The sequence below is a fragment of the Pseudomonas sp. Bc-h genome (assembly GCF_002080045.1).
In the GTDB taxonomy this organism is placed as follows: domain Bacteria; phylum Pseudomonadota; class Gammaproteobacteria; order Pseudomonadales; family Pseudomonadaceae; genus Aquipseudomonas.
On record NZ_MUIN01000012.1, the window covers coordinates 20,474 to 41,932 of the forward strand.

Consider the following 21,459-nt stretch of genomic DNA (forward strand, 5'->3'; position numbering starts at 1 on the left):
CGCCAGGTAACCGAGTCAGGAAGACATGAAAACACTACTGCGTGCTTTAAAGAGTTTCTGGTTTCTTTTTCCGATCCTGTGGCTGGCGAGTCTCGCCGTCTGCTGGTTCACCGCGCGACGCCTGGACTGGTCGCAGGACCACATGCTTCAGTGGATGGCGATCATCAGTTCGTTCTATCTGCTGATCCTCGTGCTGCGCCAATACCGGCGGATCCGCATCGAGCATAACCTCGAGAACCTGGTGCACATCGGCGTCGACCGCTCGCTCAATTCAAACGGCGAGTTTCGTGACCAGCAGGTCCTGCGCGACCGGCTCAAGCATGCGATTGCCATGCTGCGTGCCGACCGTTCGGCCGGTGGCGGCGGCTCTTCGGCCCTTTATGATCTGCCGTGGTATTTGGTCATCGGTATGTCGGCGGCAGGCAAGACCTCCCTGCTTACCCGCTCGGGCCTGTCCGCCAGCATTGCCAGCAGTGCTAACGAAAACGACAGCGGCACTCAGCACTGCGACTGGTACTTCAGCCCCGATGCCGTAATGATCGACACCGCTGGCCGTTATCTGCGCGATGACCAGTCAGCCAACGAATTCACTGCGTTCCTCCAGTTGCTAAAAAAACAGCGCAAGAAAGCGGCGGTCAATGGTCTGGTCCTGGTTGTGAGTCTGCCGGAACTGCTGGCTGCGACAGCGCACGAGCGTGCGCAGATGGCCAGCCAGCTGGTTTCGCGCATCGAAGAATACGCCCGCAGCCTGGACGCCAATCCTCCGATTTACCTGATGTTGAGCAAGACCGATCAGTTGCCGGGGTTCAATCAGGCGTTCGACGGCCTTGATCTGAACGAGCGCCAGCAACCGCTGGGCATGACCTTCGGACTGTCCGAAATCCGCACCCATGGTCTGCGTGCGGTGCTCGACAGCAAACTGGCGAATCTGCACAACGGCATTCAGCGCCACGTCGATGCACAGATGATCAACCTGGGCGCCGACGCCAACAGCGCGCTGCTCAATTTCCCGAATTACTTCGCCGAACTGTCGGGGGTGCTCGAACAGTTCCTCGAGCACTTCACCCAGCCCGCCAGCCACGGCAGCCCACTGCTGTTGCGCGGCCTGTACTTCACCAGTGCGCTGCAGACCGATCAGCAGTTGAGCCAGGTGTACGAGGACGATCTGGCCGAATCCTTTGCCCTGCATCCGGCGAATGACAGTTCGCTCGTCGCAGAGGCCGGTGGCCGCAAGACCGGTGATCGCAGCTACTTCATCACTGACACGTTCCGTCGGGTCATCTTCCCTGACCGCGATCTGACCCTCTATCAGTCGCGCACCGGCCGCAACACGTCGTTGAGCCCGGCCGTCATCGCCCTCGCGGTATTGGCGGGCCTGGTATTCATTGGCTGGCAGGCATTGGCGTTTCAGAACAACCGTGAATGGATCGCCGCCCTCCAACAAAAGATCAGCGAGCTGAACAACGCTCCGGACCGCGCCCAGCGCATGGCGGCCGGTGAGGGCCTGGAACTGCTGCGCGATGAACTGGCACTGATCGACAAACATCGTGCCAAAGGTGTGCCGTTGCAACTGAGCGCTGGTCTCTATCGCGGTGATGAAATCTTTGCCGCCGCCCAGTCAGCCTATCTGCAGCAACTGCGTACCCAGGCGCTGGAGCCGATCGCGCTGAAACTGCAAATGCAGATGCGCACCTTCAACGATTTCGCCAAGTCGATGGACCCGCAAAATGACTTCGCAGCGAGCGCTGGCAAGCCAGTCGGCAAAACCGCCAAGGGTCAGAAGCTGGTCGATCGCAGCGTGCAAAACCTCGCAGCCAACGCGGGCAAACCGAGCCTGAGCAGCATCCCTCGCAGCGTCGGTGACGCCGGCAGTCGTCTTAAAGGCGCGGCCAGAGGGAACGTCACCAAGACGCGGGACGCTGCGCTGGCCGAGCTGCGCAATCCGGCCACGGCCAACGACGCCGCCGAACTGTCGACGACCACCGGTGGGCTGTCGCTGTCCGAAGAGATGCTGGGCAAACTCGACGAGCAGCAGGTCGCTTCGATCATCGAATCCTATAACTCGCTCAAGCTGTACCTGATGCTGACGCAACCGGATGCTCATCCGGACCCGGATTTCGTCAGCGCAGCCCTACCGGTCGCCTGGGCCAACACCGCGACGGCGGACAGTCCAGTCAGCGATCAAGTGATCGCAGACAACGCACCGATGTACGTACAACTGCTCAAAAACACCCAGGCCCCTGCCCTGCCACGAAATGAGCAATTGGTCGAAAGCACGCGCAAAAGCCTCAAGTCGTTCATGATTTCCAGCTCTCTGGTGGATCGTGAATACCTGCGACTGCAACTCGAATCCAGCCGCCAGTTTCCGGCAGTCGGCCTGAACGATCTGGTCCCGCTGCCTGGCCGCCAGTTGCTCTATGGCAGCGAAGCGGTACCGGCCATCTTCACTCGGCAAGGCTGGGACGGCTTCGTCAAACCCGAGCTGATCAAGCTGGTGTCGGGCAACCTGCGCAACGAATCCGATTGGGTGCTCGATGGCGAAGGCGGCGACAGCATCGTGCAGAAGGCCAACTTCATGCGCGAATTCATGGCGCGCTACAAGCGTGACTATGCACAAGCCTGGTACACCCTGCTCAACGGCGTCGGCGTCCGTCATTTCACTGACATGGCCAACGCCACTCAGCAACTGTCGTTATTGAGCGATGTGCAGAATTCGCCGGTGAAAATCCTGCTGTCGGCGGTCAACGAAAACACCCTGTGGGATGTCCCCGCGCCTCGTGAAACCGCGAAGCCTGGCGGCGAACCCAAGGACGGTTTCTGGAACCTGACTTCAGTGTTTCGCGACACCCCCGAGGCCGCTTCCCAGGTACTGACATCGCCGCTGCCATCGGTCGACGACGGCAGTCTGGCGAAACGCTTCGAGCCTGTTTCACGGGTCTTCGCTGCACAGAATGCCGAGGGCGCGGACAGCACGATCATGGACCGTTACCTGGCCGCGCTGCGCAAACTGAAAGTGCGGATGAACAACATCCAACGCTCGCAGGATGTCGGCAAAAGCAGCAAACAGCTGATCAGCGAAACCCTGGAAGGCCAGCCAAGTGAAGTGACCAACGTGCGCAACTACGTTGAAACCACGGTCGACACCAGCCAGGGCGGGCTGTCCACTTCATTGCAGGGCCTGTTCAGCCTGCCGATCCAGTTCGCCTGGGAAACCCTGCGCGACCCGGCGGGCGAGCAGATCGCCAAGGCCTGGGCACAGCAGATCGCCAAACCGTGGGAACAGGTCATGGCGCACCGTTACCCGATTGCCGCCGGCAGTCGCAACGAAGCGTCTGTGAAGGATCTGCAGCGTTTCGTCGATCCAGAGTCGGGCCTGCTGCCCAACTTCAAGCGCAACGAAATCGGCAATTTGTCCGGCGGTGAAGGCCTGGGCATGAGCAGCGGCGCGAAGTCTGCCCCGCTGGTCAACCCGAACATGGTCAACAGCATCGACAAGGCCAGCTCCCTGGGCCAGGTCATCGCCAGCCTTTCCGACAAGGACAACGGCTTTGAAATCATGCTGGAGCCATCGGCGTATTTCACAGACATCATCTTCACCCTCGACGGCCAGGTACAGCACTACCGCAACGGCAAGACCAGCTGGAACCGCTTCTCCTGGCCAGGCACCACTACCGCGCCCGGTGCCCGACTGGACGTGGTGACCCTGACCGGCGAACGCGTTACGGTCTTCGATTACCCGGGACGATGGGGCCTGCTGCGGATGAACGACAGCGCACGCGTCGACGATCTGGACGGCATTCAGCAGCGCTTCAGCTGGAACAACGCCAGCGGCCAGGTGAGCCTGACCGTGCGCAACTATGGCGGGGTCAAGCTGACTGATCTGGCCAACGTCAAATCGCTGAGCGCGCTGAACACGCCCGTCAGCGTTGCGGACGGGCGCACCAAGTGATCAACGCACTCACGCCATCGAGGAGCAGCCAATGATCGGCTGTTTCGGAAAAATACCGGCGAGCGCCGACTTCGTCAGTCTGCATGGCGCAGCGGATGAAGTCTGCGAGTTCGATGGCTGGTTGCAGTCGTCGCTGGCGGCCATTCATGCTCGCGAAGACTGGCGCACGCTGTTCGACCGCCTGCCTGTGTGCTTCTTCGCTTACCGGGCGCGTTCCGGAAACTGGCTGCTGGGCGGGCTGATCAGTTCGATGGATTCGAGCCAGCGGCGCTATCCGTTTTTCATCTTCCAGACGCTCAAAGCCGATGAAGCTGAACCGCTGATCAACCCGTTCACCCTGAGCGAGTTGTTCAGCGCACAGATCAAACCGCTGTTGCACCGTAGCGCTCAGGGCGAAAACCCGGCGCTGCTGTTCGAGCAGATCAAGGCATTGCGTGCAATGCGCGTAGAGGACTTTGCACTGTTCCGCCAGGTACATGAAAAGTTCCTGCGCCACTTCAACCTGCGGGATATCGCCACTGCGCTGGAAAGCTCGTACCCGGAGTTCATCACCAACGCGGTACTGACGCGACTTTACGCGCTGCATCAGCCGTTGCGTCACTCGGATGCGCTGGGCGTCTGCCTGCCGCTGCCGGCTGAACGCGGACTGAAGAATCCGACCGCAGACCTGTGGGTCGACTGGCTGACGCGCATGCGAGTGGGCCGCACGGCACCGCACGTCAGCGTGCTGGCCGACGACTTCATGCGCCCCAGACTGTACTGCTTTCCGTCGCGCGGCAACCAGGGGCTCTATACCGCCCTGACCGACACCGGCGAGCGCACTGAACATTACGACGTGATGGGTGATTTCGCGGCGTTCGATGAGCACCACCGCCCGCCCGAATTCCCCGACACCGAACGCCCTCTTTATGACGTCATCGACCGTTTCGTCGACGCGCTGAATGTGAAGTCTGTATGAACAAGATCAAGTATTACTTCCTGCGCTACCAGCCCTACATTCTGGGGGTGTTCTTCTTCCTGACGATCTTCATCGTCTGGGCGATCGGGCGCGCGCTGAGTTTCAGCTCTCTGAGCAGTCTGCTGACCGGTATTGGCGTGTTTCTGTTGCTCTCGGCCGGTTACGTGCTGCTGATGTATCGAGGCGTCTCCCGGCACCACAACCTCGAAGGTCTGCTGCGCGACGATGCCGATCAGGCGGTGCTCAATGCCAGCCCCGCAGACCGTGAAGAAGTCAGCCTGCTGCGCGAACGTCTGCTGCAAAGCATCGAGCGTCTGCACAGCAACAAGCCGCGGGGCACCCACGCCAAAGACGCGCTGTATGCATTGCCCTGGTACCTGGTCGTGGGCCAACCGGCGGCCGGAAAAAGCACGATGTTGTACCAGTCCGGTCTGAATTTCCCTTATGCCGAACGTGAAGGCGTTCGTGTGGCAGGCCTCGGTGGGACCCGTAATTGCGACTGGTTCTTCAGCTCCGAGGCCGTCCTGCTGGACACCGCCGGGCGTTACATGAATAACCAGGAGGAAGCCGGGAAATGGCGTGCATTCCTTCAACTGCTGCGCCAGCACCGTCAGCGGCGCCCACTCAACGGCCTGATCGTGACCGTCAGCATTCACGACATTCTGCAGACCTGCGCGCAGGATCAGGAGCGCTTGGCCAAACGCCTGCGCGAACGCATCCAGGAGACCCATTCGCTGCTGGAAGTCCGCCTGCCGGTGTATCTGGTGTTTACCAAGTGCGATCTGGTGCCCGGCTTTGCGCCGTTCTATCGACAGCTCGACGACAATGCCCGTGGCGAAGTGATGGGCAAAACCTTCACCCACAAGGACTACGAAAAGGCCGACTGGGGTCAGCGTTTCGGCGTCGCCATGGACGAGTTGGTCAACTATTGGCAGGAAGTGGCGCGCCAGCAGCTGGTGATGCAGGACATTCAGATCACGCGTCAGGACTCGGCCGTGTACCGCTTCCCTCTGGAACTGGCAGCGCTCAAGCCCAGGTTGCAACTGTTCGTCGATGCCCTGCTGCGGGCCAATCCCTATCAGAACGCGGAACTGCTACGGGGCTTCTATTTCACCAGCGCCCTGGACGCCGATACGCCGGAGCTGGGTGGCCATACCCGGCAGGTCAGCGAGCGCTTTTCCCTTGAGGCCGAGCAGGTGGCGGGCAACGGTAATGCCCAGCCACAACCGCTGTTCATCAATAGCCTGTTCCGCAAGGTCATCATCCCGGACCAGCATCTGGTCGCGCTCTATACCACCAACTTCCGTGAGCGGCGGCGCAAAGCGGCATGGGTCGGCGGCGCCAGCCTCGCCGCATTATTGCTGTGTGGTCTGTGGGGCTGGTCGTACTGGAACAACAAAACCGCGATCCAGACGATTTCAACGGAACTGACCGCTGCGGTGGCGCAAGACAAGACCACTCCAGGCCAGTACACCGCCTGGCAAACCCTGGACCGCATGCGCTTCTGGACGGCCGACTATTACGCTGCCCACCATGATTCCGGCGTCCCCTTGCGCCTGCGTCTGGGCCTGTATCAAGGCTATAAAGTCGAGCCGGTGCTGCGCGAGCGATATTTCAGCCGGCTGGAAACCGTCATGCTCAAACCGACTGCGGACAACCTGACTCGCTCGCTATACCTGCTGACGACGATCAAGGTCTACCAACGCAACGCCAAGGACCTGATGCCGGTCAGCGGTGTCGACAGCGTCGAGCCCCGCGCCCTGCCTGCCGACAACCGCGCCCAGTCCATTGCCGACTTCGGCAAGGCGACCCTTGAAACCTACCTCATGTTGTCTCGTTCCCAACGCGAAAAAGCCGACCCTGCATTCCTCAAGGCGAAGATCCCGGACTACTGGTACCCGGCCATTGCACACCAGACCGGCAAGAACACGACCGCCGCCAGCGTCGCGGCGAATTCGGGCAGCGACTACGAGCTCGCCAGCCGTCAGGTGAACTTCTACAGCGACCAGATCCATGAGCCGGACGTGCCGAGAATCCTCGACAACGCCTTTCTGACTTCAAGTTCGCGCAATTACATCAACAGCCTGCTGTCGCAGTCGCTGCGCTCGATCGAGACCATCACGCTGGAATCGGACACGCTGTTCGCCTTCGGCCGTGCCGATTTCCAGAGTCTGAAAACAGAAGGCCAGGGGCAGTTGAGCGCCATTGCCGGCAAGCTGCTGAGCACGCCGAACATCGGCAAGATCATCATTGCCGGGCATGCGGACCAGTTGGGCGATCTGCAGGGCAATCTCCAGGTATCCAGGCAGCGGGCGCAGACCATCAAGACCTATCTGGTCGGCAAAGGTGTGCCCGCCGAGCTGGTCGAGGCCGTGGGCGAAGGCAGCCAGAAGCCGTTGGTGAAATGCGACATGCAGCAACCACGAGCCCAGCTCATTCAGTGCCTGGAGCCGAATCGGCGAGTTGAAATCGAAGTGCGCGCACTGAACTGACGCGCACTTGCATGAACCGGCGCCTGAGCCTCTGCGAGCGGAGGCTGAGGCAGCGGCAATCGACGCCTTCCGACTGTCCGGAAGGGTCAAACAGAAGGGGCTGCGGTCTGGCCGCAGGTAAGGCAAGCCCTTAAATGTATGGAAATGGAGAAGTAAGAAATGGCATTTGACGCATATATTCAGATCGACGGTATTCCAGGCGAAGTGCTGGACGACAAGCACAAGGACTGGATCGAAGTGCTGGGCTACGAGTACGGCGCGACTCAAGCCACTTCCGCCACTGCCAGCTCCTCTGGTGGTGCGTCTTCGGAGCGCGTGGCACTGAGCGATTTCAGCATCCGCAAGGCAGTGGACAAAGCCTCGGCGAAGCTGTTCGAAGCGTGCTGCAAAGGCACCCACATCGCCAAGATCCAGCTGAACGTGAACCGCGCCGGCGGCGACAAGCTGACATATCTGACCATCAACCTGGAAGAGGTTGTGGTGTCTTCGGTCAAGGCCGTTGCAGGCGGTAATCAAGGCGGCGAAGACAAAGCCGTCAGCGATCTGCCGATCGAAGAAATCAGCTTCAACTTCGCTCGCATCAAAACCACCTACACCCAACAGAGCCGTTCCGACGGCCAGGGCGGCGGTAACGTGACTGGCGGCTGGGACCGTACAGCCAACAAGGTTTTCGCGTGATCGAGTAATCACAACGGACCTCTGCCCGGCGCGGCGGTCCGTATTCAACACCGTGCCGACACCATGGGCACGGTGTTCTTTTATCTTGCTGCGAGTTCGCTATGTCTGATTTTCTCAATGACCTTTCCCTGGCCGAGCTGACAGCGCCGATCAATGGCGGGAGCGGTGAAGACCTGAGCTTCTCCGCGCTGTTCGATAACGTCAAAGAGGCTCGTCGAGCAGACCCCGATTACCTGACCCAGGGTGACTGGCAAACCGATCTGAAACTTTCCGATTGGGACTTGACCATCACACTGGCCGCACAGGGGCTGGCTCAGCAGAGCAAAGACCTGATGCTCGTCGCCTGGCTCAGCGAGGGCCTGGCGCACCAATACCAATTCCCGGGCATCACCTTCGGCCTGAGACTGGCCGAGCGGATTCTCGATCAATTCTGGACCGACCTGTTTCCATCCCTTGAAGAAGGCGTTGAAGAGCGCGCCGCTCGTCTGGCATGGCTGAAAACCACGCTGACCAATGTCGTGGGTGGCCTGCCCATCACTCAAGGGCAGAACTTCGGTTTGCAGCGCTATGACGAGTCTCGCCATATCGAAAACCTCGCCCTGCAAAATCAGCAGGCGATGCGGACGGCGCTGGACGAAGGCAAGATCAACGCGGAAATTTTCCAACGCTCGGTGGTACTCACCGACACCGATCATCTGTTGCTCAAGGCGTCGCAGATCAGCGAAAGCCTGCAAGCGTGCCGCGATTTGCAGGCGACCGCCGACCGCCTGTTCGGCCATGAAGCCCCGAGCTTCGCCGGACTCAGCGACATCCTGGCCCGCGCCGCCCAACTGACCGAAAAACTGCTCAAGGATCGCGGCGTCGAGCTCAATGTTCCCGCGCAGCAACCTTTACCTGAGCCAACGCTTGAATCCCCTCCCCAGCCATCAGCGGGTGCTGCCATGAGCCTCACTGTCAAAGACGCAGCGCCAGCGCCTCTGCGAACCACCCCGCTCACCCGGGACGAAGCATTCACCATGCTCGCGGGCGTCGCCCAGTTCTTCAAACAGACAGAGCCCCAGAGCCCGGTGCCCTATCTGATCGAGCGTGCGATCAAGTGGGGCAACATGCCGCTCGAAGGCTGGCTGAACGATGTGATCAAAGACAGCAACGTCGTCGACAGTATTCGTGATGTGCTCGGGACGAAAGAGGCCAAGTCCTGATCACTGATCGGACGTTCGTGATGGGTGTCGCTTGCAAGGGACAGGTTTCACCCCTGCCCCTTGCGCAGCATCAGAAGCGCCTTCACACCCCACGCAAATGACTACCTCCCCTGCATCAAAACCAACAACGTGACTCGGCTTCTACTCCAGGCTATGTCACTTCTATCGCCGGAGACGAAGGCCGCAACCTGACATCGAATCAGGAAACGTCCGACATACTTTCCAATAACACGATGTTTCACTTCCTCCCCTGTTTCCCTGACAAAGAAACACCTCCTCGCATGGACGCACGCAATCCACCCTAGTCTGGCCTGACGCTTGATCGACAGGCCGCAGGAGACCTCATGTCCAAGGATTTGGCGGCTTCGTTTTTCTCGCAACATCAGCGCTTGATCAAACTGGTTACGCCACTGAAGGGTGAGCAGCAGCTTCTGCTCGACTCGTTCACTGGCAGTGAAGCAGTGTCTGAACTCTTCAGTTTCGAACTCCAACTGCTCTCCCACAGCGCTCACATCGAACTCAAATCACTGATTGGCCAACCGGCACAGATCCAGATCGAGCTGGCTGACGGCGGTACGCGTTTTCTGGACGGCTGCATCAGCCGTTTCAGCTTCGAGGGCAGCGACGGCGGCCTCGCGAGTTATTCCGCCACACTGAGCCCCTGGATGTGGGACCTGAGTCGACGTCAGGACTCACGTATTTTTCAGGAGCAGACCGTCGAAGAGATCATCCGGGCTGTGTTTGCGCAATACGGGGCCTTGCCGCGTTTCGAGTTCCGTTTGTTCAAGCCCCTGAAGACCCACAGCTACGTCACCCAGTATTTCGAGACCGATCTGAATTTCGTCCTGCGGCTTCTGCAAGGCGATGGTCTTTTTTTCTTCTTCGAGCACAGCGCCGAAGGCCACTGCCTGGTCGTCATGGACTACTCCGGCAGTCTGTCGCCACTGCCTGAACAACCGACGATTCGCTACCACAGCGCCTCGGTCACCGAAACAGCCGACGCAATCACTCAATGGAGCGCTCACCGCCAGCTGCAACCGGGCTCGGTCAGCATTCAGACCTTCGATTACAGGCAGCCGGCAAATCCGTTGAGGGTCAGCATGAAAAATCTCAACGAGCAGGGCGACATCCCTTCCCACGAGATTTACGACCACACCCACGCCTATTCACATCGCGACTATGACGAGGGTGAAGCGCTGCTGCGCCGCCGAATCGAGGCCATCGAGCTGCACGGCAAAATGTTCAGGGGTGCAAGTAACTGCCGCTGCATGCTGCCCGGCTACACATTCGAACTCACCCAGCACTTCGACCACGACCGCGGCTCCCTGGATGACCGACAGTTCCTCCTGTTGCGGGTCGAGCATCAAGGCCGCAACAACTACCTCTCGAGAGCGCCTGCCGACTACGCCAACGCGTTTACCTGCGTCCGTGCAAAAGTGCCTGTTCGGCCCGAGCGTACCATCGCTCGGCCGACCATCCCTGGTCCACTGACCGCAATCGTCGTCGGGCCAGACGGTGAAGAGGTCTTCACCGATGAGCTGGGCCGTATTCAGGTACGTTTCCACTGGCAACGCCGGGATGACTGCGGTTCGGAAAGTATCCGCCAGGACAAGCAGGACACCACGTGGCTGCGCGTGGCCATGCCGAGTGCGGGAGAGGGTTTCGGCCATCAGTTTCTGCCGCGAATCGGTCAGGAGGTGATGGTGCAACACATGGGCGGTGACGTCGATCGCCCGGTCGTCACCGGCGTGCTCTACAACGCGAACAGGCCCACCCCACGTTTCAGCGCAGCGCCCGGCCTGCCTGGCAACAAGGCGCTGTCAGGGATCAAGACCCGAGAACACAAAGGCAACGGCTATAACGAGTTGCTGCTCGATGACACGCGCGGCTCGCCTCGCGCTCGTCTGGCGACTACCCATCACGCCACTGCATTGAACCTGGGGCGGCTCACCGGGCCGCGCGAAAACGGCAAGGCACGGCCACTGGGCAACGGTGCCGAATTGCGCACCGACGCCGCCATTGCCGTGCGTGCCGCGCAGGGGCTGCTACTGACTGCCAATGCCAGGCACCACGCTGCAGACCAGCAACTGGAGCGCGGCGACTTGCTCAAACTGCTGACTCAGTGTGCCGACCTCTTCGCCTCACTCGGCCAGACCGCCTCTGCTCGTGGTGCTCAGGCGCTCGATCAGAGCGGCATCGAGGGGCTGCGCCAGGCACTGGATCAGTGGCCTGCGCCCGACAGCACTTCCAAAGGCGAGCCGGTCATCGCCCTGACCGGCGAGGCCGGGATGGTCAGCGCAACGCCAGGGTCACAAGCTCATTACGCCGGCGCCAATCACGACACCACCGCGCAGGATCATCTGCACCTTACCAGCGGCGCAGGCACGCACCTGCACGCAGGCAAGGGAATTTCGGCGTTCGCCCAGGACGACGGAATCACGGCCATTGCCAACCGCGGCAAGGTAATGGTGCAGGCACAGGAAGACGATATTGCCCTCAATGCCCAGCACAACCTGCACGCCTCGGCCAGCGAAGGCGAAATCGTCCTGACCGCTCCGTCCATACGCCTGATCGCCAGCGACGGCAGCTACATCAAAATCGGCGACGGCGTTGAAATCGGCACCCCCGGCACGATGACCGTGCATGCCGCCAACAAGGTCTGGGCGGGCGGCAAACGCGACAGCATGGACATCCCTGCATTCGGTCGTGCCCCAGCGAGCCAACGCTTGCTGCTCCACTACCCCGGCCACGCCCCGGAGGACCCGGCACTTGCCATCGACAAAGCCTATCGCCTGAAGCTCGAAGACGGAACGCTGCTCGCCGGCCTGAGCGACGCCAGCGGCGTTACTCAGGCGGTCGAAAAGGAATCCATGCAACGCGCCGAGGTTTCGGCACTCCGCGATGGAGGCGAGTGAATGCCAGCGTCAACCTCGCATTCAATTCAGGGGCTTCAACAACGCGCATCAGAAGGAAATGAGCCATGAGCACATCGGACCCCCGCGTTATTGCCACGTTGAACACCCGTCTGATTCCCAACCGCCCCGGCGACACCCCGTTCGAGATTCCTCGCGACCTGCCGGGCGTGGTGATTTTTCTGCATGGCGTCAACGACCCCGGCGCGGCTTATGAGTCGGTTGAACAGGGATTGTGTCAGGGCCTCAACGAACGGCTGAGCCGGCCGGATATGGCGGCGGAGCCGTATGGGGTTGATTACGCCAAGGCCAATGAGACACCTGCCGAAGATCGACGCGAACAACAAAAAGACTATATCGACGATCCCGACACTTACCTCTACAAACGCAGTGCTGGCGGAGAAAAACCGCGCAGCGTGTTCATCCCCTTCTACTGGGGCTATCGCGCCGCACCCGACGAGATCCAGCGCGACAGAAACGGCGACCCTACCAAGCTGCGCACCCAGTATCAGGATCTTTTCGGCAACCGGCTGGATCGGCATTTTGCCAAGGGCGGCGGCTTCTTCGCCAATGCCACCAACAACCTGCCCGAAATGTACGACGAAGGTTTCGACAAGTTCGTCAGACACGCTGCCAATCGTGCGTTGCCCAATACGCTGTACATGGGCGAAAGCCCCCACCGCCGCTACTTTGTGCTGGCCGCCCATCGCCTGGCCATGCTGATCAGCGAAATCCGCCGCGTCTCACCGAATGAAACCGTCACCGTCATGGGCCACAGTCAGGGCACGCTGATTACCCTGCTCGCCCAAGCGCTGCTGTTGGACCGCGGCGAGCGCTGCGCCGACTGCGTGATCATGGTCGCCTCGCCCTATTCGCTGCTGCCGGACAAGACACCCGAACACTCACAGACCCTCGACACCCTGATCGACATCGTCACGGCGCTCACCTGTTCGCCCCACGCGCAACCACCGCTCAGCGCCTTGCAGCCCGGCATGAAGGGGTATGGCGGGCGCACCGGATCGAAATGGTCCGCCGAACAAGGCCAGCGCCTGGGCCCCGATCAATCCACGGTGGTGTTCCCCGAGCGCGACAATCGCGGCAAGGTGTATTTGTACTTCTCCCACGATGACACCACCGTGGCCCTGCGAGACGTCAGCGGCATCGGTACGTTTGGGGTCCCCGACACCTTGCCCGACGGGACCCCTGCCATGGATCGCCTCAAGGACCTGCGTTTCCATCAGCGCCTCTGGAGCAAGCGGCTGCGTGACAACCAGCCCGTGCCGGTGGGTGCAGAACCTTGTTGGGTCGAACTCAGAACCGGCGAGGAACGGCGCAGCGCCGGGCATAACCCGCTGGTCTCATTCGCCACTGAAGCGGGCGTGGACAAAGGTGAATTGCGCTTCATCAACGCCGAGGCACTGACACCCAGCCACGCCCCGCAGATGTTCGGCGGCGAAGCCATCACCGGCACGCCCGACGCCCCCGGCAAAGACAAACCCGACGCAGTGGCGCAGAACACTGCACTGGGTAAATCGCGGGCCCGCTTCGAGTGGAGGCAGGTCCACAAAAGCAGCACATCGCTCAACATGATCGCTGCACGCGACGCATGGAACAAAGGCAGGGAAGCTGACGATCAGACCCGCGAACTGCGCCAGACGGCCGTGATGGACACTCGCGAGAAGCGTGTCGAGTACTACCTGATCGAGCGCGAAGAAACACCCAATGAAATTCGTCAGCGCATGTCCCGAGGACAGGACGGCGAAGCTAACAAGGCATGGGACGCCAACAGCTATCACTCGGCAATTCTGCGCAGCCCGGAAAATCATCGTTGGGTAACCGCGATGGACGTGGCGATTGGGCAGGCCAGATGCCTGGATGATCCGGACATGCGGGAGGTGCTGATTGCGATTGCGGATTGGCGGATAGGAAAAGATTTTTATAACGAGACGCTGATGGCGATGCCGGGATGGTCAAGGCTTAGCGACGCGGCCAGAACACTGGTGCGAGCCAGTTTTCTTTATTACGAAGAAGGAACGTTCCCGACTACAGAACTGGTACCTATGACGCCTCCCTCACTGGTGCACTGTCAGCGTAAGGAGGGCAAGCGCTGATGAGCAAACTGAAAAAAACGCGCCCCAACCTCAATGTCTACCTCTGGATCCTGGTGCTGCTGATCGCGGTCTGGCTCGGATATGTGTGGCACATCTATGAACAATCAATCGTCGACGGCGTAAGGATAACGGGAATGGCACAGGGAACTCGCCAGGGTATCGCAGGAATAATCGCAGTGGTCTTGCTGGTGTTCAGCGGCCATTGGGTCGGCAAAGCCATGGCGCAAGATCGCGCGAATGAACAGGCCGAGCTTGACTACATGACTGGGTATCTGGCGGAGCAGGATGACATCGCCAAACGGACGTTCTCCCTGGAGGTCAAAGGCACTGGGCTTGCCGTGGATATCTGGCATCAATCACACGTGTGGCAGAAAATCAAAGAAAAGAACAATAACTTCACCTCGATCTACTCCCGAGACCCCAAGGACTACCCCGCTACTGCCGATTCCCGCAGAACTGGTGCTAGCCTCAACATTCGTGCCGCAGCGACGCACTCTGCTCGCGACGCTGTCGCTTACTGGCCGCTGCCGACTTTTGCAGTAGCCCCTCCCAAACAACCAGACGATACAGACGACCGCGCAGCAGGCAGCATCATATCGGCGCGGAATGCTGCGACTCTGGGGGTCACACTCTTCCTCTGGCAAGATGCAGAAAACACCACCCACAGTCAGCGCATGATTGAAAAGCTCTTCACGTTTTTTGACGACAATCCCGAAGTACCTGAAGCATTGCTGCTCAGTCGAGACGGCGACCATACACGCAGCGGATACCGTGTTCGAGGCACGCGTGGACTTCCCAATGGCTACTACGTTCCGACAGTCTTTGAAAGTATGGCGGGTTTACTTGTTGCCAGGACTGATCGGGTAGATCGCTATCTGCGCCCCTATGCCGTCCGCGAGAGAGAAGATAATCAGAACAAATCCACGGACATCGGCAAGCTGTGGTTCTTCTATTGGAAGCATTCCCCACAGTTCCGCAATATCTATGAGAATGCAAAAAAAGCCGAAGGAGTAATCGATCCGGATGCCCCCGGCACCATGTCCAGCACCTACTGGCACGCTCAACTCCCCGACCTCTGGAAAACCACCACCAACCATGGCCCGGGCGACTTCCGTCCGAGCAAATGGCTGCCGATCCGTTGGGCGCAACACCAGATCGACGAATACGACGAGACACCCACGCTCGGCTACCTGCATCGTCCGATCAAGGTCTCGATGAGCGATGAAAACGGCAAACCGCTCAAGCCCGCCCTGCGTGCACGAGCGCTGCAAACCGGCTGGCAGGAAGCGCTTAAAACCCTGCCAAACGGTGAAAAGCCGCTGCGTGTGTTCTACGACAGCACCGACAACACCGAGGGCGAAATCGCCCTCACCCTGGCACTGCACGCCTTGAACATCGACGGCACCGGCCTTGAACTGGGCAACGTCGACGAGGGCTACGACATCGGTCGTCGCCTGGGCAACACCGGCGTCAGCAGCGCACTGGTGGAAATCAACCTCGCCACCATCGCCAGTTACCTCGAAGGTGGGGTCAGCGCCGTCGTTTACTCCGGCACCGACGGCAGCACCACCATTCAAATGATCCGCCCACCCAGCGAAGCCACCAAAGCCAAAAACGCCGAGACCCGCTGGGCCGATCCNGCCGTCGTTTACTCCGGCACCGACGGCAGCACCACCATTCAAATGATCCGCCCACCCAGCGAAGCCACCAAAGCCAAAAACGCCGAGACCCGCTGGGCCGATCCGTTCAAGTTCGGCGCGCCGGGGTACACGCCATGACACACCCCATTTGCCTGGGAGACGCCACCCGCAACGGCGGCGAAGTTATCGAGTGCCAACTGAGCGGGACTTACGACTTCAATGGCCAGCCGTTTGCGGTCGTGGGTGACAAGGCCACTTGTCCCCTGCACGCAGGCATCTACACGTTTGTCGAAGGCCATCCAGAACACAGCTTGAACGGTCTGGCCGTGGTCATGCAGGGGCATCGTCTGTCTTGCGGATGTCACGCCATTGCCAGTCACGCGAAATCGGTGGAGGTGCGATGAGGTAGAAGAGCCTGAGGGCTTGCGCTTCATCAACGCCGAGGCACTGACACCCCGCCACGCCCCCCACAGTCTCCATCTGAGGGGTTGGTTCCCATGGCGCCTCCATCGCTGGTGCATCACCAGAGTAAGGAGGGCAAGCGCTGATGAGCAAACTCAAAAAAACGCGCCCAGACCTCAACGTCTACCTCTGGATCCTGGTGCTGCTGATTGCGTTCTGGCTCGGATATGTGTGGCACATCTATCAACAATCAATCGTCGACGGCGTAAGGATAACGGGAATGGCACAGGGAATTTGCCAGGGTATCGCAGGGATAATCGCAGCGGTCCTGCTGGTATTCAGTGGCCACTGGGCCGGTAAAGCCATCGCGCAAGACCGCGCGAATAAACAGGCCCAGCTCGATTACATGACTGGGTATCTGGCGGAGCAGGACGACATAGCCAAACGGACGTTCTTCCTGGAAATTAAAGCCGCAGGCCTGGCCATTGACGAGAACCAGCAATCAACGATCTGGAAGATGATCAAACAGAAAAACAGCAACTTTGAGTCCATCCATTCCCGCGACCCCAAGCACTATCCAGACTCTGCTGACAGCCGTCGTAGTGGCGCGGCGATCAACATACGGGCGGCCGCTCGGCACTCAGCCCGAGACGCTGTTGCCTACTGGCCGCTCCCAACCTTTGCGATAGCCCCTCCCAAACAGCCAGATGACAAGGATGACCGCGCAGCAAGCAGCATTATGTCAGCTCGGAACGCGGCAACTTTGGGTGTTACCCTCTTTCTCTGGCAAGACTCGGAAAACACAAGCCACGCTCAACGCACGCTGGAGAAACTGTTTCAGTTTTTTGATGAAAACCCTGAGGTACCGGAAGCACTGGTGCTCAGCCGCGACGGCGATCAGACGCGCACCGGCTATCGCGTTCTAGGCACACCCGGATTGCCGAACGGGTATTACGTGCCGAAGGTTTTCGAAAGCATGACAGGCTTGCTCGTTGCTCGAACCGATCGTGTAGATCGCTACTTACGGCCGTATGCCGTCCACCAGAACGAAGACAACCAGAACAGTTCCACCGACCTGAGTAAGCTGTGGTTCTTCTATTGGGACCGTGATCGCGAATTCGATTCAGTGTACAAGCAGGCGAAAAAAGCTGAGGGCTTTGAATCCATCAGACCCCCTCTTATCATGTCCAGCACCTACTGGCACGCTCAACTCCCCGACCTCTGGAAAACCACCACCAATCGTGGCCCCGGCGATTTCCGTCCGAGCAAATGGCTGCCGATCCGCTGGGCGCAACACCAGATCGACGAATATGACGAGACGCCAACGCTCGGCTATCTGCATCGCCCGATCAAGGTCTCGATGAGCGATGAAAACGGCAAACCGCTCAAGCCCGCCCTGCGTGCACGAGCACTGCAAGCCGGCTGGCATGAAGCGCTGAACACCCTGCCAAACGGTGAAAAGCCGCTGCGCGTCTTCTACGACAGCACCGACAACACCGAGGGCGAAATCGCCCTCACCCTGGCACTGCACGCCCTGAACATCGACGGCACCGGCCTTGAACTGGGCAATGTCGACGAGGGCTACGACATCGGTCGTCGCCTGGGCAACACCGGCGTCAGCAGCGCACTGGTGGAAATCAACCTCGCCACCATCGCCAGTTACTTCGAAGGCGGGGTCAGCGCCGTCGTTTACTCCGGCACCGACGGCAGCACCACCATTCAAATGATCCGCCCACCCAGCGAAGCCACCAAAGCCAAAAACGCCGAGACCGCCGTCGTTTACTCCGGCACCGACGGCAGCACCACCATTCAAATGATCCGCCCACCCAGCGAAGCCACCAAAGCCAAAAACGCCGAGACCCGCTGGGCCGATCCGTTCAAATTCGGCGCGCCGGGGTACACGCCATGACACACCCCATTTGCCTGGGAGACGCCACCCGCAACGGCGGCGAAGTTATCGAGTGCCAACTGAGCGGGACCTACGACTTCAATGGCCAGCCATTTGCGGTCGTGGGTGACAAGGCCACTTGCCTCATCACCCGGGAAGCACGACATACTCGTTTCGCTGAACGATCCCTTGGTGCGCCCCCTCTACCAAATGCACATAACGGCCCTCCACCCGGTCGATCGGCAGGCAGTCGTCGATATCCATGACCGCGTCGGTATGCGCCTGCCCCCACTGCTTCAGCATGTGCCGCTTGCCCCTGGACTTCGCCTCATTCTTGCTACCCGCCACCACCAGCAGGTAGTGATGCGCCTCGCCAAAGGTTTGCGCGTCATAGCCGCCAAGGTTGATGAAATACAGGCGCGGTGAACCAGGGCGAGGTGCCAGCGCACTCAATTCGACCTTCCAGCCCTCCACGCCATCGACCGCCATCCATGAGTCGATATGAAGCCCCGACTGGCTGCCGAACCACGCCTGGCGCAACTGCGGGTACGCGGCTTCAAGGTTGTCTGCCACGACGAATGCCACGTCGTGGACTTCGATCCTTGCCCTGGGGTGCTTGCCCCCAAGCATCACTACGAAAAGCATGTCGCTCCCCTTAACCCTTAACCCTTAAGTTGTCGGTCACCTTGCCTTCACAATCCACAGCTCATCGACCTTGGTGGTAAAGCTTTTGCTCATGAGGTCACGCCGCATCGCCCAGCCTGGCGCCAGCGGCACGCTTGCAGCGCGCAGCGTTCCCCTGCCCCAGCGCCCGTTGATGTCATCCAGCACGCTCATGACCTTGTCCGCCGCAGCAGGTTGCGAATGCGCGAACAGGTCATCGGTAAACTCGCCGGACTGACGCAGATCCATCAGCAACACCTCGGCCTTGCTGTACTTGAATCCGGGCCTGAACAGTCGATTGACCGCTTCCGTCGCGGCCTTGGTCATTAATCGCACATCGTTGGTGGGGTACGGTAATTCAACCAGCGCGCCGTTCGCATATTTAGCTTCTTGCGGGTTGAACATGCCCGTGCGGATGCTCACGCGAATCCTCTTGCACAGCGAGTTTTGCGCCCGCAGCTTTTCTGCAGCGCGCTGGGTATAGGTGGCGACGGCCTCCCTGATCGGCTCGATGGTGGTGAGCCTATCGCCGAACATGCGACTGCAGCAGATTTCCTGTTTTGGCGGGTCTGTTTCACTCAGCTCCAGGCACGAGGTGCCGGCGAGCTCGCGCGCGGTCTTCTCGATCACCACGCTGAATTTCTGCCTGAGCATCCAGGCATCTGCCTGTGCCAGGTCCATCGCGGTTTTGATCCCAATGCACTGCAGATGCGCCTTCATCCGCTTGCCGACGCCCCACACCTCACCTACATCGGTGTTGCGCAGTGTCCAGTCACGCTTGAACGGATCGCAGATATCGACCACGCCACCGGTCTTGTCCAGCAGACGTTTGGCAGTGTGGTTGGCAAGCTTGGCCAGGGTTTTGGTACGCGCGATGCCGATGCCCACCGGAATACCGGTGCACTTGTAAATCGTCGCGCGGATCTTGCGCCCGAACGCGGTCAGGTCGCCCGAGATACCGGTCAGCTCTGCGAAGGCCTCGTCAATGCTGTAAACCTCGAGCGCTGGCACCATCGCCTCGATGATGGTCATCACCCGCTCGCTCATGTCGCCGTAAAGCGCGTAATTGCTGCTGAAGGCGACCACCCCGTTGCGGCGCAAGTGGTCTTTGATCTGGAAGTACGGCTGGCCCATTTTCACGAACGGTTTGGCATCGTAGCTGCGCGCGATGACGCAGCCATCATTATTCGACAGCACGACGATGGGCGTCCGGGCCAGGTCGGGTCTGAAGACTCGCTCGCAACTCGCATAGAAGCTGTTGCAATCGATCAGCGCGAAGACGGGATCAGGTTTTGTCATGATCACGAACGCTGTACTTCACCACGCCCCAGATCACCAGTTCGTCACCCTCCATCACATGGCGCGGCGGGTACTTCGGATTTTCCGACATCAGGATCACTTCGTTCTCGCGCATATGCAGACGCTTGCACAACGGCTCGGTGTTGAGCGCTGCGATGACAATGTCGCCATGCTCCGCGTAGAGGCTGCGGTCAACGATCACCATGTCACCGTGATAGATGCCCGCGCCCTGCATGCTGTCCCCATCGATCTTCACGAGGTACACGTGAGGCGCCCGGATGTCGAAAAGCTCGTCCAGAGATATGTGCTTCTCAATATGATCGGCTGCAGGCGACGGGAAGCCCGCCGGCACATGAAACGAATACAGAGGCAGCTTTTCGCCGCCAGCCGCGAGAGGGCCGAGTGATGTGATGCTCATGTTGCAAGCCTTGCGATGAGTGACTGTATGTATATACAGTTAACGTTCTTGTTCGCTTGCGGTCAATCTCATGTGTAGGAAATTTCGACGGGTGACAGCATGTGTGGACGCTACTCGATCTACGAGCCGATGGACCATTACCTCAAGGAGCTCGCTGCCAGGCAGTTGGTGATCAATGGCTATGAGCTTTGGCCCATTGAACGCTACAACGTCGCCCCCACGACCCGCGTGGAAATCATCCGGCCGGTCGAGGAAGGCTTGAGCGTCGACAAGGTGAAATGGGGTTGGTCGCCGTTCTGGGCCAAGGGCAAACGGCCGGATCCGATCAATGCCAGAGTCGAAACCGTCATGGGCGGCAAGTTCTTCAAGGATCTGTGGCCCGGCGGTCGGGTTCTGGCACCGGCCAACGGCTGGTTCGAATGGGTGAAAGACCCGAACGACCCGAAAAAAAAACAACCGTACTTCATCACGTTGAAAGAGCAGATTCCGATGTTCTTCGCAGGGCTGGCCGAGGTACACCAGGACCTGGAACCCAACGAGCGCGACGGCTTCGTCATCATCACCGCCGCCAGTGACGAAGGCATGGTCGACATCCATGATCGCAAGCCGCTGGTATTGTCGCCGGAGCACGCGCGCGAGTGGATCGATCCCGCCACCTCACCCGGGCGCGCTCGCGAACTTGCACTGGAGCACTGCCGCCCCGCCGAGGATTTTCACTGGTACAAGGTCGGCAAGGGCGTTGGCAACGTTCGCAACCAGGGGCCAGAATTGATCGAGCCGCTGTCGTTGCCGTCGGATGCCGATGACTGAGCGTGGGGACATGCGCCTGGCATTGGCCCCTTCCCGC

The 21,459-nt window shown here is 59.9% G+C and carries 14 protein-coding genes and 1 pseudogene; 12 read left to right on the forward strand and 3 right to left on the reverse strand.

Features of this window, described 5'->3' with window-relative positions; all coding sequences use genetic code 11:
* The first annotated feature begins 25 nt into the window (after positions 1 to 25).
* The 11 genes and pseudogenes from BWR59_RS23225 to BWR59_RS32935 form a co-directional block, all read left to right on the forward strand.
* The gene (locus BWR59_RS23225) at positions 26 to 3,949 is read left to right on the forward strand and encodes a type VI secretion protein IcmF/TssM N-terminal domain-containing protein (RefSeq protein WP_081567988.1); all 3,924 of its coding nucleotides are present in this window, start codon (positions 26 to 28) and stop codon (positions 3,947 to 3,949) included.
* A 31-nt stretch (positions 3,950 to 3,980) separates the two neighbouring features.
* A complete protein-coding gene (tagF, locus tag BWR59_RS23230; protein WP_081567989.1) occupies positions 3,981 to 4,907 on the forward strand; it encodes a type VI secretion system-associated protein TagF in 927 nt (308 codons plus the stop codon).
* Positions 4,904 to 7,399, forward strand: coding sequence for a type VI secretion system membrane subunit TssM (gene tssM, locus BWR59_RS23235; protein WP_081567990.1), 2,496 nt, complete (start codon positions 4,904 to 4,906; stop codon positions 7,397 to 7,399). The genes tagF and tssM overlap by 4 nt, the downstream gene beginning before the upstream one ends.
* A gap of 159 nt (positions 7,400 to 7,558) precedes the next feature.
* Positions 7,559 to 8,077, forward strand: coding sequence for a type VI secretion system tube protein Hcp (locus tag BWR59_RS23240; RefSeq protein WP_081567991.1), 519 nt, complete (start codon positions 7,559 to 7,561; stop codon positions 8,075 to 8,077).
* 101 nt (positions 8,078 to 8,178) lie between these two features.
* On the forward strand, positions 8,179 to 9,279 hold the full coding sequence (tssA, locus tag BWR59_RS23245) for a type VI secretion system protein TssA (protein WP_081567992.1): 1,101 nt from the start codon (positions 8,179 to 8,181) through the stop codon (positions 9,277 to 9,279).
* Between the two features lie 344 nt (positions 9,280 to 9,623).
* Positions 9,624 to 12,194 carry a type VI secretion system Vgr family protein gene (tssI, locus tag BWR59_RS23250; protein WP_081567993.1) on the forward strand — a complete coding sequence of 857 codons (2,571 nt, stop codon included), beginning with the start codon at positions 9,624 to 9,626 and terminating at the stop codon, positions 12,192 to 12,194.
* Between the two features lie 65 nt (positions 12,195 to 12,259).
* Positions 12,260 to 14,302, forward strand: coding sequence for a DUF3274 domain-containing protein (locus BWR59_RS23255; RefSeq protein WP_081567994.1), 2,043 nt, complete (start codon positions 12,260 to 12,262; stop codon positions 14,300 to 14,302).
* Positions 14,302 to 16,080 (forward strand): DUF2875 family protein, encoded by a 1,779-nt coding sequence (locus BWR59_RS23260; protein ID WP_081567995.1) that lies wholly within the window; start codon positions 14,302 to 14,304, stop codon positions 16,078 to 16,080. Before BWR59_RS23255 ends, BWR59_RS23260 begins: the two co-directional genes overlap by 1 nt.
* Positions 16,077 to 16,346: a PAAR domain-containing protein gene (locus tag BWR59_RS23265; RefSeq protein ID WP_081567996.1), complete on the forward strand. Its 270-nt coding sequence runs from the start codon at positions 16,077 to 16,079 to the stop codon at positions 16,344 to 16,346. The genes BWR59_RS23260 and BWR59_RS23265 overlap by 4 nt, the downstream gene beginning before the upstream one ends.
* A 143-nt stretch (positions 16,347 to 16,489) precedes the next feature.
* The gene (locus BWR59_RS23270) at positions 16,490 to 18,253 is read left to right on the forward strand and encodes a DUF2875 family protein (RefSeq protein ID WP_081567997.1); all 1,764 of its coding nucleotides are present in this window, start codon (positions 16,490 to 16,492) and stop codon (positions 18,251 to 18,253) included.
* A pseudogene (locus BWR59_RS32935) lies at positions 18,250 to 18,375 on the forward strand (PAAR domain-containing protein); the annotation flags it as partial. The gene BWR59_RS23270 and the pseudogene BWR59_RS32935, both read left to right, overlap by 4 nt.
* 4 nt (positions 18,376 to 18,379) lie before the next feature.
* Here the strand turns inward: BWR59_RS32935 and BWR59_RS23275 are convergent.
* The 3 genes from BWR59_RS23275 to umuD are packed head-to-tail and all read right to left on the reverse strand — an operon-like array spanning position 18,380 to position 20,612.
* Complete coding sequence (locus BWR59_RS23275; RefSeq protein ID WP_081567998.1) at positions 18,380 to 18,877, reverse strand: DUF1543 domain-containing protein; 498 nt, start codon at positions 18,875 to 18,877, stop codon at positions 18,380 to 18,382.
* 36 nt (positions 18,878 to 18,913) lie between these two features.
* The gene (gene umuC / locus BWR59_RS23280; protein ID WP_081567999.1) at positions 18,914 to 20,194 is read right to left on the reverse strand and encodes a translesion error-prone DNA polymerase V subunit UmuC; all 1,281 of its coding nucleotides are present in this window, start codon (positions 20,192 to 20,194) and stop codon (positions 18,914 to 18,916) included.
* Entirely contained in the window at positions 20,181 to 20,612 is a 432-nt protein-coding gene (gene umuD / locus BWR59_RS23285; protein ID WP_081568000.1) for a translesion error-prone DNA polymerase V autoproteolytic subunit, read from the reverse strand. Before umuD ends, umuC begins: the two co-directional genes overlap by 14 nt.
* A gap of 99 nt (positions 20,613 to 20,711) precedes the next feature.
* Here umuD and BWR59_RS23290 point away from each other — a divergent pair, with 99 nt between their 5' ends.
* Positions 20,712 to 21,422: an SOS response-associated peptidase family protein gene (locus BWR59_RS23290; RefSeq protein ID WP_081568001.1), complete on the forward strand. Its 711-nt coding sequence runs from the start codon at positions 20,712 to 20,714 to the stop codon at positions 21,420 to 21,422.
* Positions 21,423 to 21,459: the final 37 nt, after the last annotated feature.